Source organism: Ideonella sp. FW305-24 (assembly GCF_058788035.1).
The window spans coordinates 185,261-197,656 of sequence record NZ_JBYTAI010000004.1 but is presented as its reverse complement, the minus strand read 5'-3'; the positions used below and the strand labels follow the sequence as shown (position 1 = coordinate 197,656).

Sequence of the window (12,396 nt, the reverse complement as noted above, 5' to 3'; positions counted from 1 at the left end):
GCACGCGCGAACGGCTCACACGGCTGGCCCCAGGATTCGCTGCAGTAGCAGCTTCAGCGCTGCGTGCCGTTCCCTGGCGGCTCGCAGCGCTGCTTGTGCGCCTTGCAGCCTGTGACCTGACTGTTGTTGCCATGCCCTCCAGCCTGACTTCGTCCACGCCTCGTGCTGCCCGCCCGCCGCGCAGTTCCGCCCCCCTCGATGCTGCAGACGCTGCACCCGGCCTGCCCACCGAGGCCATGCGCACGCTGCGCAAGGTCTTCGGCCTGCGCCGCTTGCGGCCGGGGCAGGAAGAGGTGATGCAACGCGTGCTGGCCGGCCTGTCGACGCTGGCGGTGATGCCGACTGGCGCCGGCAAGTCGCTGTGCTACCAGTTGCCCGCCGTGCTGTCGGACAGGATGACGCTGGTCATCTCGCCGCTGATCGCGCTGATGAAGGACCAGTGCGACACGCTGAACGCGCTGGGCGTGCCGGCCGTGCGCCTGCATTCCGGCGTGGACGTGGCCGCGCTCGAAGAGGCCGAGCAGGCGGTGGCCAGCGGCACGGCCCGCGTCGTCTTCACGACGCCCGAGCGCGCCGGCGAGCCATCGTTTCGCGAGTTGCTGAGCAGCGTCAGGCCGGCGCGCCTGGGGCTGATGGTGGTGGACGAGGCGCACTGCATTGCCCAGTGGGGCCACGACTTCCGGCCGGCCTTTGCCGAGCTGGGCGCGCTGCGCCAGGCGCTGGGCGTGCCGGTGCTGGCGCTGACGGCCACTGCCGCTTCACCGGTGCAGCGCGAGATCTGCCGCGCGCTGCAGATCCCTGCGGCAGGCGTGCTGTGCACCGGCGTCTACCGGGCCAACCTGGACTACCGGGTCGAGCTGGTCGACGAGGAGGCCACCCGGCTGCGCCGCATCCAGGCGCTGGTGCATGACAGCGAAGGCCCTGGCATCGTCTACGCCAGCACCGTGCGCAGCGCCAAGCAGCTGCACGCGATGCTGGCCGAGGCCGACGAGGACGTGGCGCTGTACCACGGCCAGATGGGCGCAGCCGAGCGCACCCGCAGCCAGGATGCCTTCATGCAGGGCCAGGTGCGCGTGATGGTGGCCACGCCGGCCTTCGGCATGGGCATCGACAAGTCAGACATCCGCTTTGTGGTGCATGCCCAGCTGCCATCGTCCCTGGACGCCTATTACCAGGAGAGCGGCCGCGCCGGCCGCGACGGCGAAACGGCCACCTGCACGCTGATGTTCCTGCGCGCCGACCGCGCGGTGCAGCGCTTTTTCCTGGTCGGCCGCTACCCGTCGAAAAACGACGTGCGCGCACTGTGGCAGACGCTGACCCAGGGACCGCCCGACGGCTGGCTGACCAGCGCGCTGCGCGACGCGGTGGACGCACCACTGGCCAAGACACGCCAGGTGCTCAATGCGCTGCGCGGCCTGCGCCTGGTGCGCCTGGGCCGCGACGGCAGGGTGACGGTGGACGCCAGCCATTCGGTGGCCGAGGTGGTGGAACAGGTGGCGGAGAGCTACGACCAGCGAAAGAACCAGGACCGCCAGCGCCTGGACACGATGATGGACTACGCCCAGTCAGGCGGCTGCCGCTGGCAGATGCTGCTGGCCCACTTCGACCAACCGCTGCCGGAGTCGGAAAATGGCCGCTGCGGCCATTGCGACAGCTGCCTGCGGCTGCAGGCCCTGGCTGACATCCAACCCGAAGAACCGGCGACCTTTCCTGCGGACACCGCCGCCCAAGCGCCAGCCCCTGCCGAGCGCCAGCCGCTGGCGGTTGGCGACTGGGTCGAGGTCAAGCGCCATGGCAGCGGCGAAGTCATTGCGCTGGCCGGCGAGGTGGTGCGCATCCGCTTCCCGGCCCAGCGCCGGCCGCGCGAATTCCACGCCGATTTCGTGCAGCCGGCCGCCGCACCACGGGTGGCCGCGTAAGCCTTTGTTGCACTGCACCCCGCGTCCTACAGGGTTGTCGGCCTGCACCGATTGCCGACATCGCCGCCGAGCCCTAGTCTAGGCACTCGACCAACCCTGCAGGAGCAATGACATGAGCAAGCTACACGGCAAAGTGGTGGGTGATGTGAGCTACCGCGAAGGCGACGGCATGGACATGAAGATCCCGCAAGGCAATTGCGAGATCGAGGAAACCAAGCTGGACGTCACCCTGGGCTGGCAGGACGGCGATGCACGCGGCTCAGCCGCCATCCCGCTGCCGGACTTCCAGCGCTATGTGGACAGCGGCGCCCTGGTGGTCGAAGCCTACACAGCGGAAGAAGAGGCAGCGCACGCCTGAGGCGCAGCGGCCGCCTTCAGTTCCGGCGTGCTGCCAGCTGGCGACCATCGGCCGTCAGCAGCAGCAACTCGCCCTTGGGCGAGAAGTCGAAGCGGTTGACGGCCTTGAGCAGGGCCAGCAGCCTGTCCTCCTGCGCCATCACCGTCGGTGCGCAGGCCATCATCGTCACAGCAGGCGGGTTCAGCAGCAGGTTCTCGCTGCCCAGGCGCCAGGCGCCGGTGAAGTGGTTGCATGAGGCCAGGCCGGTGAAGCGGCCCTCGGGCGTGAAACGCAGCGTGGCCCGGCTGCGGTCGATCAGCGGCTGGCCCTGCAGGCTCACCACCAGCCATTCAGGCCCCAGCAACAGGCTGGCCGCCTCGCCGCCGCAACCGCGCCAGCGCGCATCGCCCCAGCGCACGCTCACGCCATCGGGCCTCGGCATGCCGCTCATGCTGTCGCGGCACAGCCCGGGCGTGGCGGTCAGTTCCAGCGGTTTGCCATTGACCTCGGCCTGCCAGCGGCGCGCCGTGCCAGCCCATTCGGGCGGCGGCTGCACCCAACTCAACGGCGGCTGCAAAGGCAGGCGCATCACGCCTTGCTCGCCGAGGTCGATGCGCCATTCCGGCTCGTGCCCGGTCGCCTGGTAGGGCTGCACCGGCGCAGGTGGCGGGGGCACCGGCGCGGTGCCGCCCTTGTCGCCGCCCAGCCAGCCGCCGACCAGCGGCACATGCGTGCAACCGGCAAGGGACAGCATGAGGCCGGACATCCACGCAACGCGCACCGCGCGAGCAGAGAGGTGGCCGGCGGAGCCAAAGATGGGGAACTCAGAACTTCTCATGCTATGCAGCGCCGATCCGGTGAAGCCTAGGGCCGGACGAGCGCTTTCCGGATGATGCACGATCAATGCCACGCCCGGAGTGACCAAGCATGTCACTTCGCGAACCAATCCGGCCCGTCACCTCAGGGAAACCCGTGTTCATAGGTCGGCGCCCGCCTGCCCCACGGTCAAGGACAGCCCCGCTCGCTGGGCAGGCGTCCGTCGGAAGGTCAGAGGTCAACGATGATTCCGCCCCGCGATGGCTTGCAGCAAGAGCGCATGGCCATGCCATTTCGGGCGTGCTAGTGTGCAGCGCAAAACGGTGCGGCGCGAAAATTCGCGGCGCTTCAGTCGCCGGGTCACAGAGCACGGGAGTGCGGCATGAATACGCAAAGAAAGTCGAATCCTCTTCGCTTCGCCTTGCTGACCTTCGGCCTGATCTTCATCTTCGGGGTGTACCCGCTGACGGTGCTGTGGCCAGCTGGCTGGGCATGGCACCACGGCCACTCGGAGTACATCGAGATGATCATCGCCCTGTACGCCACGCTCGGCGTCTTCCTGCTGATCGCCTCCCGCAATCCCGTCCAGCACCTCAGCCTGATCGCCTTCACCATCTGGTCCAGCATCGTCCACGCCGCAGTCATGGCCGTCCAGGCCACGGCCAACCCGATGCACACCGGACACCTGCTCGGCGACGTGCCGGCCCTGTTCATCGTCGCGCTGGTGCTGGGATGGCTGTGCCCTGCCGCATTCAAGCTTCCCTTTGACCGCGGCGCGCGCTGAATCGAATCCTGGAGTCACCCATGTGCCGAAACATCAAGACGCTGTTCAATTTCGAGCCCCCCGCCACCGAACTGGAAATCCGCGACGCCTCGCTGCAGTTCGTGCGAAAGCTCAGCGGGTTTTCAGTGCCATCCAAGGCCAACGAAGCGGCATTCGAAAGGGCAGTTGCAGAGGTCGCCGCCTCGGCCCGGGTCCTGATGGCTTCGCTGGTCACCAACGCAGAGCCGCGTAACCGGGAGGTGGAAGCGGAAAAGGCACGAGTGAGGTCTGCGATTCGGTTTGGAAGTCCGGAGTGATGGCCGTTGGCGTCGGCTTCCCGCACCTGAAAGGCGCTGTACGGGCCGCACCGGGCTGGTTACCATGCGCCCCATGACGACCACCGTCTGCCAGTTGATCATCGGTGACCACCTCGCCCGCAGCGTGCGCGGCGTGCCGTGCGCGCCGCCGAGCGCCCACGCGCCGGCCTGAAGCGCGCTGAGCGCCGCTTCGGCGCCCTCACCGCTCCCCTTCCCTTTCTTTTCGCATGGCTGCACGCCTGCACCGGTCCATGACCGGGCAGGCCGCTTGCCGCTTGATCAACAATTCTTTTTCCAGGAGCCAAACCATGGCTGATCTGTTTGACAACCCCATGGGCCTGATGGGTTTCGAGTTCGTCGAATTCGCCTCGCCCACCCCCGGCCAGCTGGAGCCGCTGTTCGAAGCCATGGGCTTCTCGCTGGTGGCGCGCCATCGCTCCAAGCAGGTGCTGCTGTACCGCCAGGGCGAGATCAACTTCATCGTCAACAACGAGCCCAGGAGCCATGCCGCATACTTCGCGGCCGAGCACGGCCCGTCGGCCTGCGGGATGGCCTTCCGCGTCAAGGACTCGCACAAGGCCTACGCCCGCGCGCTGGAACTGGGCGCCCAGCCGGTCGAAATCCCCACCGGCCCGATGGAGCTGCGGCTGCCGGCGATCAAGGGCATTGGTGGTGCGCCGCTGTACCTGATCGACCGCTTCGAGGACGGCAAGTCCATCTACGACATCGACTTCGAATACGTCGAAGGCGTGGCCCGCCATCCGGTCGGCCACGGCCTCAAGCTGATCGACCATTTGACGCACAACGTCTACCGTGGCCGCATGAGCTTCTGGGCCAGCTTCTACGAGCGGCTGTTCAACTTCCGCGAGATCCGCTACTTCGACATCCAGGGCGAATACACCGGCTTGACCTCCAAGGCCATGACCGCGCCGGACGGCAAGATCCGCATCCCGCTGAACGAGGAATCCAAGAAGGGCTCGGGCCAGATCGAGGAATTCCTGATGCAGTTCAACGGCGAAGGCATCCAGCACGTGGCGCTGCTGAGCGAAGACCTGCTGGCCACCATCGACCAGCTACAACTCGCCGGCGTGCCGCTGATGACCGCGCCGAACGACGCGTACTACGAGATGCTCAGCGAGCGCCTGCCCGGCCACGGCGAAGACGCGAAGGCCTTGCAGACGCGCGGCATCCTGCTGGACGGCTCGACCGGCAACGAACGCCCTCGCCTGCTGCTGCAGATCTTCTCGGCGACCATGCTGGGCCCGGTCTTCTTCGAGTTCATCCAACGCAAGGGTGACGACGGCTTCGGCGAAGGCAACTTCAAGGCACTTTTCCAGTCCATCGAGCGCGACCAGGTCAAGCGCGGCGTGCTGCAGGTCGACACGCCGACCACCGCCTGAGAAGCCGGCCCCCGGGCCTGGCGGGGCGCCGTCAGGGCTCGGGCTTGCCTGCCGTGTCGGTCCTGTCGGCCGATGCGGGCGACGACGCGCCACTTTCGGCCATCGCCGCCTCCACCAGCGCCAGCAATTGCCATCCGGCCTTTTCGACATGCGCCAAGTACAGGCGCTGCGTGGGCAGATCGTCCGCGCCCAGGCGCGTGGCCAGCAGTTGGGCAAAGCCGAGCACCGCGTTCAGCGGCGTGCGCAGCTCGTGGCTGACCCGCAGCCAGAACTGTTGCTGCTGCGCCTGGCTGGCGTCGTCAATGGCGGCGTCATGGGCGACAGGCCGATGCGCCAGCTGGCCGGCCTGCTGGGCCTGGCGCCGCTTGGTGAGGTCGGTCAAGGTGCCCACGGCCCGCAGCGCAGCGCCCTGCCCGTCACGCGCGACCACCTGGCCCCGTGAGAGCACCCAGCGGTAGGACCCGTCGGCCGCGCGCAGCCGAAACTCGTGCTCGTAGCTCGGCTCCTGCCCATCGATGTGGGTTGACAGTGCCTGCACCATCGCGCCCAGGTCATCCGGGTGCACGCGCGCGCGCCAGGTCTGGACGGGATCCGAGCTGTCCTCCGCCGGATAACCCAGCCAGCGCTTCCAATGCGGCGAATAAAGCACCCGCTGCGACGAGATGTCCAGGTCCCAGACAGCGAATCCGGCAACCTGCTCGACCAAGCCCCAGCGGTGAAGATCAGCAGGTGCATCCATCGGCATGTGGGTCCATCCGCAATTTGGCAGTTCGGCAGTTCGGCGAGCGCGGGCGGCGAATGCCAGCCGCCAAGTGTGCGGCCACTGGCCCACGCCCGCTTGCCACTGTATCGGCTGAATGCGTCGCCAACTGAATGCCGGCCTGCCGGCGCCGTAACCGCCAAGTAACCGTCAGCCAGCGGGGGCTTGGTGCACTGCAACACAATGCGACACCTGTCGCTGCCGCGCCAGGCCCCTGCCCTGCTTCCTCGCCTGCCCGCCCCACTCGATGAATTCCGCTGCGCCGACCGTCACCGATGTCCCGACCATCCGCCAGGCAGGGGCGTTCTGGCCCGCGATCATCGCGCTGGGCGTGGGCGGTTTTGCGATCGGCACCGGCGAGTTCGTCATCATGGGCCTGCTGCCCGAAGTGGCGGCCGACATGCAGGTCAGCATTCCCGAGGCCGGCCATGTGATCAGCGCCTATGCGCTGGGCGTGGTGCTCGGCGCGCCGCTGCTGGCGGTGCTGGCCGCCGGCTGGCCGCGGCGCACGCTGTTGATCGCGATGATGGCCTTGTTCTCGGTGGGCAACTTCGCCAGCGCGCTGGCGCCGGGCTACCTGTCGCTGAACCTGCTGCGCTTCGTGGCCGGACTGCCGCACGGCACCTACTTCGGTGTGGCCGCGCTGGTGGCGGCTGCGCTGGCACCACCCAACCGCCGCGCCAGTGCCGTCGGCCTGGTGATGCTGGGGCTGACCAGCGCGACGCTGGTGGGCGTGCCGCTGGCTGCCTGGCTGGGCCAGCACTGGGGCTGGCGCGCGGCCTTCGTGCTGGTGGGTGCGATTGCCGCGTTGGCCTGCGTGCTGGTGCGCCGCGGTGTGCCCAACATCCCGGCCGCCCACGGCGCCAGCCCGCTGCGCGAACTCAGCGCCCTGGCCCAGCCGCAGGTCTGGTTGACGCTGGGCATTGCCGCCATCGGCTTTGGCGGCATGTTCGCGGTCTTCAGCTACATCAAGCCCACGCTGATGGAAGTCTCGGGTTTCTCGATCGACGCCGTACCGCTGGTGCTGACGCTGTTCGGCCTGGGCATGGTCGCCGGCAACCTGGTCGGCTCGCGCCTGGCCGACCACGCGCTGATGCCCACCATCGGCTGGCTGCTGGTGTGGGACGCGGTCGTGCTCGCCGCCTTCGTGCCGATGGCCCACCACCCGGTCACCGCAGCGCTGGCGGTGTTCCTGGTCGGCAGCGTCGTCGCCATCGGCCCGGCGCTGCAGATCCGGCTGATGGACGTGGCCGGCCACGCGCAAACCCTGGCCGCCGCGCTGAACCACTCGGCCTTCAACACCGCCAACGCGCTGGGCGCGCTGCTCGGCGGCGCCGCCATCGCCGCCGGCCTGGGTTGGACTTCCACCGGCTGGGTCGGCGTGCTGCTGGCGCTGGGCGGCATGGCGGTGTTCGCCGCTGCGGTGTGGCAGGACCGGCGGGCCCGCGCGCCACACTGACCCGTTCGCCGATGTCCGCCATCCCCCGCTGTCAGGTTCACCGACGGACCGACATCGGTGCCGCGGCCCACTTCGTCGTTTCCGCGGCGATCAGCGCGGCAAACGCCGCGGAGCTGCCGCCCACCGGCACCGCGCCCATCGCCTGAAGCCGGTCGCGCATGGCGGGTCGGGCCAGTGCCTTGGCTGCCTCGGCTTGCAGCCGCTCCACGATCTCCGAGGATGTGCCCTTGGGCGCAAGCAGGCCGAACCAGGCCACCGCCTCGAAGCCCGGGTAACCCGACTCGGCCACCGTGGCCAGCTCCGGCAATGCCGGCAGCCGCTGCAGGGAAGACACCGCCAACGCGCGCAGCTTGCCCTCGCGCACCAGCGGCAGCGAAGCCGCATTGGCAAAAAACAGCTGCACCCGGCCGGCCATCACATCCGGCAGCGGACTGCCGCTGCTTGGCACATGCACCATGTCCAGCCCGGCCATGGCGTTCAGCAATTCGCCAGCGCGGTGCGACGAGGTGCCGTTGCCGGCCGAGGCATAGCTGAAGCGCCCCGGCTGGCTGCGCGCCAGCGCGACGAACTCGGCCAGCGTGGACACCGGCAGCTCCGGCGGCACCACCAGGACATTGGGCGTGAGCACCAGCTGCGAGATCGGCACCAGGTCGCTCGCCACCTGGTAAGGCGGCTTCACGCCATAGGCCGCGCCGACCACCAGCGCGGCGTCGCCGGAAAGCACCAGCGTGTGACCGTCGCCTGCGGCCTTGGCCACCTTGTCCACGCCCAGCGTGCCACCCGCGCCAGGCAGGTTCTCCACCAGCACCGGCACCGCCAGGGATTCGGCCAGGCCCTCCGCCAACAGTCGTCCCACCGTGTCCGGCGCCGTTCCGGCGGCAAAGGGCACCACCAGATGCACGGCCCGCCCTGGCCAGGCGCCTTGTGCCAGCGCCGCTCCCTGGGCCGCCAGCAGCAGCCATGTCGTCCAGTTCAGCAATGCGTGTCGCATCGGTGTCTCCTTGAGGGTCAGATCGATGGCTGCCATCCTGCGGCAAAGCCGGGCCGCTGGACGGGGCGGCGGCACAAGCTTGGCTGAGGAAATCCTTAAGATCCGGCAACCCGCCTTTCCCCGGCCTGCCTTGCACGATCCATCATCCATTTTTCCGCCCGCCTCGCGGCCCGCCGGCCAGGCGACACCCTTCTCGGTAGGCGACTGGCAGGCTGATGCCTCGCTGGACCAGCTGCAGCATGCCGACGGCCGCCGCCAGAAACTCGAACCGCGTGCCATGCGCCTGCTGGCCACGCTGGCGCAGCGCCCTGGCGAGCTGTTCACCAGCGCGCAACTGATGCTTGCCGTCTGGCCCGGTCTGGTCGTCACGCCCGCGTCGCTTTACGAAGCCGTGGCCCAGCTGCGCAAGGCGCTGGGGCCGGACCACCTCGCCACCGTGCCGCGCAAAGGCTACCGGCTGACCGCGCGGGTGCACAGCCTTGCGGCTGCGCAGGACAGCGTGATGGCTCCGGCCCTGGGGCCGCATGCCATCGCCGTGCTGCCATTCCGCCAGCAGGGCCTGACGGGGCAGCATGCCTTCCTGCGCGACAGCTTGGCCGACGCGCTGATCAGCGAGCTCTCGCGCCAGCCTGGCCTGGCAGTCATCTCGCGCGGCACCATGCTGCACTACGACCCGGCCGCCGTGGTGCCGCAACAGGTGGCTCGCGAGCTGGGCGTCCAGCAAGTGGTCGAGGGCCTGCTCGGGCTGCATGGCGAGACGCTGGAGATCACGGTGCAAGTCGTCGATGGCCAGCGCGGCACCCAGCGCTGGGCCGACAGCGTGAGCCTGCCGCTGGCCAGATGGCCAGACGCCAGCGGCTTGGTGGTGGGCCGACTGGCGAGGGCGCTGAACCTCGAGCTGCGCGACCTGCTTGCCCACACGCCAGCACCCACCACTCAACCGGGGCTCCAAGCCTGGACCCTGGCAACACGTGCCTGGGTAGAGCTGTTTGGCAAACCCGAGGGGCCAGGCGTGAACGCACGCGCGGCGAACTGGGCCGAAGCAGCATTGGTGCTGCAGTCGCCACTGCCGCTGGCTTCCATCTGCCTGGCTTTTTGCCACTGGCGCGCCGCGCAGTTCGGCTGGGACGACACGCCGCGTGAGCAATTGCTGGCCTGCGCCCTGGCCCAGGCCGAGGCCGCGCTGCAGCACGGCCCGCAGGAGCCCGATGCGCACTATGTGCACGCCTTGATCGCTTACAGCCAGGGCGAGACCGCGCGCGCCGAAGAGGGCCTGCGCCATTGCCTGCGCCTGAGCAACTCGCACGCGCCGGCGCACGGGCTGCTGGCGCTGATCCGCACCCGCCGCGGCCATCCGCAGGAAGCAGCGGCGCTGTGCGAGCGCGCCTTTGCGCTGAGCCCGCGTGAGCCCCTGCGGGTCGTCTGGCACCTGGCACTGGCCTGGGCGGCATTGGCGATGGCGGATTTCCCCGCGGCGCTGGAAGCTTCGCAACAGGCCATGGCAGTGAACGCCGAATTCGCCACCGCCTACCTCACAGGCACCGCCGCAGCGCAGCAGTTGGGCGCGACCGCCCTGGTTCAGCGCTGGGTCACCTTCCTGCGCGAGCGCAGCGCATTCGACAGCCTGGCCGCGGTACAAGCACGCCTGCCACCCGCCACCGAACCGGCGCACCGCCAGCAAATGGTCCAGTTGCTGGCGCTCCTGCGGGCTGCCGGCCTACCGCCCCGGTGAAACCCATCCAGCTTCAGGCGTGCGCCTGGCCGCGGCCGGCGCGGCGCCTGGCCTTGTCGTCGTACATGGCCCGGTCGGCGTCCTGGATCAGCTGGTCCAGGTCATCGTCCCCGCCGAAGAACAGCCGAACGCCGATGCTCGCGCCGACGCAGGAGGCCATGCCCATGCTCAGCAGCCACGGCTGCGCCAGGGCCTGGGCGATCTTCTCGCGCACGCCGTCGGCAGCCTCGCTGGCCACGGCAAGTTCCTGGCCCAGGTTCTCGCAGATCACGACGAACTCGTCGCCGCCCAGCCGGGCCACGGTGTCGCTCTCGCGCACGGCGCTGCGCAGCCGCCGCGCCACCTCCACCAGCAAGCGGTCGCCCGCGTCGTGGCCGTGGCGGTCGTTGAGCTCCTTGAACTGATCCAGGTCGATGAACAGCACGGCGCCGTGGCTGTTCAGCCGGCGGCTGTTCTGCTGCGCGTGGCGCAGCCGGTCCAGCAGCAGGCGGCGGTTGGGCAGCCGGGTCAAGGGGTCATGGAAGGCCAGGCTGCGCACCTCTTCTTCCATCGCCTTCTGGCGGCTGATGTCGCGCGCGATCTTCGAGGCGCCGATCAGCTCGCCGGCCTGGTCGACCAGCGGCGAGATGGTCACCGACACCGGCACGCGCCGGCCGCTCTTGTGCAGCCGCTCGGTCTCGAAATGCTCGACCGGCTCGCCGCCGCGCAGACGCTCGATGATCGCCTCCTCCTCGTCGCGCCGCTCGGGCGGGAACAGACGCTGCAGCGGCTGGCCCAGCATCTCGGCCGCGCTGTAGCCGAAGATCTGCTCGGCGCCGCGATTCCAGCTGGTGACCTTGCCGTCCAGCGTCTTCGAGACGATGGCGTCCTGCGAGGATTCGACGATGGCCTCGAAGCGGCGCTGCGCAGCGTCCAGCTGCCGGCGCGAGACGCGGCGCAGCTGCAGCAACGCAAAGCCGGCCACTGCCAGCGTGCTCACGGCCAGCAGCACGATGCTGGTGTCCACGCGGTTCCAGCCGCTCGGGAAATCCGCCTCCGGCAGGCCAACCACCAAGTACAGCGGAAGGCCGCGCAGCTTGCGGTAGGCATTGATGCGCGAGACGCCGTCCAGTGCGGTGGCGGCCACGTATTCACCGGCATCCGGCCGCGCCGCAATCGCTTCGCGCAGCTGCTGCGACACCTCGCTGCGGCCGATGCCGCTGCGCCCGCTGTCCGGCCAGGGCTGGCGGTAGACCAGCGCCAGTCCGGCGGTGCGCAGCGTGGCCGCGCCGTGCGCGCCCAGGTCCACGTCGCGGAACACCGGGCCGAACAGGTCGACCGGCAGGTCCGCGCTGACGATGCCGAGGAACTCGCCCTGCCTTCCTTGCAGCGCCCGGCTCAGCATCATCACCCACGTCCCGGTTTCGTCATGCCGCACCGGCCCGGCGATCAGCAGGCCGGGCTCGCCGCCCTGGCGGGCACGCACGAAATCCTCCCGTTGCGCGAAGTGCTGCGCCGCGCTGCGCCCGACCTGGCCTTGCCCGTAGCGCAGCTGGCCCATCGCGTCCACCACCGTCATGCCGACGATCTCCGGCGCCGCGGCGCGGTAAGCCTGCAGCTCGCGCTCGGCATCGAACGGGCTGCTGGCATCGTCCAGCAAATGGTCCACCGCGTGGTAGGCAGCCACCTGCAGCATCAGGTCGATCTTGGTGAACACGTCCGTCACCCGGCCTTCGAGCAACCTTGCCAGGTTCTGCGTGGCGGCCGCGGCCCGCTCGCGCTGGCGCACCCGCTCCTGCCAGATGGACACCCCTGCCAGCGCCATCAGCAACATGGCCACCAGCACCGCCACGATGGCGTAGGGCAGCCAGTCGGACAGTCGCCGGGATGGGGGTCTTGGAACGGGCATGCGGCCTCATCTGC

The 12,396-nt window shown here is 69.3% G+C and carries 11 protein-coding genes; 7 read left to right on the top strand and 4 right to left on the bottom strand.

Translation table 11 applies throughout. From position 1 onward, the window contains the following. The first annotated feature begins 131 nt into the window (after nucleotides 1–131). The gene (locus AC3WR5_RS12810; RefSeq protein WP_492484902.1) at nucleotides 132–1,919 is read left to right on the top strand and encodes a RecQ family ATP-dependent DNA helicase; all 1,788 of its coding nucleotides are present in this window, start codon (nucleotides 132–134) and stop codon (nucleotides 1,917–1,919) included. Between the two features lie 112 nt (nucleotides 1,920–2,031). Beyond that, nucleotides 2,032–2,277, top strand: a complete 246-nt coding sequence (locus AC3WR5_RS12805; protein WP_141291481.1) for a hypothetical protein — start codon at nucleotides 2,032–2,034, stop codon at nucleotides 2,275–2,277. A gap of 16 nt (nucleotides 2,278–2,293) precedes the next feature. Here the strand turns inward: AC3WR5_RS12805 and AC3WR5_RS12800 are convergent, their stop codons facing one another. Then, nucleotides 2,294–3,010 (bottom strand): META domain-containing protein, encoded by a 717-nt coding sequence (locus AC3WR5_RS12800; protein WP_492484900.1) that lies wholly within the window; start codon nucleotides 3,008–3,010, stop codon nucleotides 2,294–2,296. Between the two features lie 483 nt (nucleotides 3,011–3,493). Between AC3WR5_RS12800 and AC3WR5_RS12795 the strand changes: the two genes are divergently transcribed. The 3 genes from AC3WR5_RS12795 to hppD all read left to right on the top strand — a co-directional run bounded on the left by AC3WR5_RS12795 (nucleotide 3,494) and on the right by hppD (nucleotide 5,552). After that, complete coding sequence (locus AC3WR5_RS12795; RefSeq protein WP_492484898.1) at nucleotides 3,494–3,856, top strand: DUF6632 domain-containing protein; 363 nt, start codon at nucleotides 3,494–3,496, stop codon at nucleotides 3,854–3,856. 20 nt (nucleotides 3,857–3,876) lie between these two features. Then, complete coding sequence (locus AC3WR5_RS12790) at nucleotides 3,877–4,152, top strand: DUF2277 domain-containing protein (protein ID WP_141291929.1); 276 nt, start codon at nucleotides 3,877–3,879, stop codon at nucleotides 4,150–4,152. Between the two features lie 308 nt (nucleotides 4,153–4,460). Continuing rightward, the gene (gene hppD / locus AC3WR5_RS12785; protein ID WP_492484896.1) at nucleotides 4,461–5,552 is read left to right on the top strand and encodes a 4-hydroxyphenylpyruvate dioxygenase; all 1,092 of its coding nucleotides are present in this window, start codon (nucleotides 4,461–4,463) and stop codon (nucleotides 5,550–5,552) included. A gap of 31 nt (nucleotides 5,553–5,583) precedes the next feature. Here hppD and AC3WR5_RS12780 read toward each other — a convergent pair whose 3' ends face one another. Continuing rightward, entirely contained in the window at nucleotides 5,584–6,291 is a 708-nt protein-coding gene (locus tag AC3WR5_RS12780) for a PAS domain-containing protein (protein ID WP_492484894.1), read from the bottom strand. A gap of 268 nt (nucleotides 6,292–6,559) precedes the next feature. On the opposite strand from AC3WR5_RS12780, the gene AC3WR5_RS12775 reads away from it, so the two are divergent. Beyond that, the gene (locus tag AC3WR5_RS12775) at nucleotides 6,560–7,771 is read left to right on the top strand and encodes an MFS transporter (RefSeq protein ID WP_231010981.1); all 1,212 of its coding nucleotides are present in this window, start codon (nucleotides 6,560–6,562) and stop codon (nucleotides 7,769–7,771) included. Between the two features lie 37 nt (nucleotides 7,772–7,808). Here AC3WR5_RS12775 and AC3WR5_RS12770 read toward each other — a convergent pair whose 3' ends face one another. Continuing rightward, nucleotides 7,809–8,762: a tripartite tricarboxylate transporter substrate-binding protein gene (locus AC3WR5_RS12770; RefSeq protein ID WP_492484892.1), complete on the bottom strand. Its 954-nt coding sequence runs from the start codon at nucleotides 8,760–8,762 to the stop codon at nucleotides 7,809–7,811. A 130-nt stretch (nucleotides 8,763–8,892) separates the two neighbouring features. Between AC3WR5_RS12770 and AC3WR5_RS12765 the strand changes: the two genes are divergently transcribed. Further along, complete coding sequence (locus AC3WR5_RS12765; RefSeq protein ID WP_492484890.1) at nucleotides 8,893–10,494, top strand: winged helix-turn-helix domain-containing protein; 1,602 nt, start codon at nucleotides 8,893–8,895, stop codon at nucleotides 10,492–10,494. Between the two features lie 13 nt (nucleotides 10,495–10,507). On the opposite strand, the gene AC3WR5_RS12760 is transcribed toward AC3WR5_RS12765, so the two are convergent. After that, nucleotides 10,508–12,382, bottom strand: coding sequence for a diguanylate cyclase domain-containing protein (locus tag AC3WR5_RS12760; protein WP_492484888.1), 1,875 nt, complete (start codon nucleotides 12,380–12,382; stop codon nucleotides 10,508–10,510). Nucleotides 12,383–12,396: the final 14 nt, after the last annotated feature.

What these genes read in the sequence shown, in the direction of transcription:
- AC3WR5_RS12775 (WP_231010981.1), top strand. Translation starts at nt 6,560, where the DNA reads ATGAATTCCGCTGCGCCGACCGTCACCGATGTCCCGACCATCCGCCAG.
- AC3WR5_RS12770 (WP_492484892.1), bottom strand. Translation starts at nt 8,762, where the DNA reads ATGCGACACGCATTGCTGAACTGGACGACATGGCTGCTGCTGGCGGCC.
- AC3WR5_RS12810 (WP_492484902.1), top strand. Translation starts at nt 132, where the DNA reads ATGCCCTCCAGCCTGACTTCGTCCACGCCTCGTGCTGCCCGCCCGCCG.
- AC3WR5_RS12805 (WP_141291481.1), top strand. Translation starts at nt 2,032, where the DNA reads ATGAGCAAGCTACACGGCAAAGTGGTGGGTGATGTGAGCTACCGCGAA.
- hppD (WP_492484896.1), top strand. Translation starts at nt 4,461, where the DNA reads ATGGCTGATCTGTTTGACAACCCCATGGGCCTGATGGGTTTCGAGTTC.
- AC3WR5_RS12800 (WP_492484900.1), bottom strand. Translation starts at nt 3,010, where the DNA reads ATGCTGTCCCTTGCCGGTTGCACGCATGTGCCGCTGGTCGGCGGCTGG.
- AC3WR5_RS12760 (WP_492484888.1), bottom strand. Translation starts at nt 12,382, where the DNA reads ATGCCCGTTCCAAGACCCCCATCCCGGCGACTGTCCGACTGGCTGCCC.
- AC3WR5_RS12790 (WP_141291929.1), top strand. Translation starts at nt 3,877, where the DNA reads ATGTGCCGAAACATCAAGACGCTGTTCAATTTCGAGCCCCCCGCCACC.
- AC3WR5_RS12780 (WP_492484894.1), bottom strand. Translation starts at nt 6,291, where the DNA reads ATGGATGCACCTGCTGATCTTCACCGCTGGGGCTTGGTCGAGCAGGTT.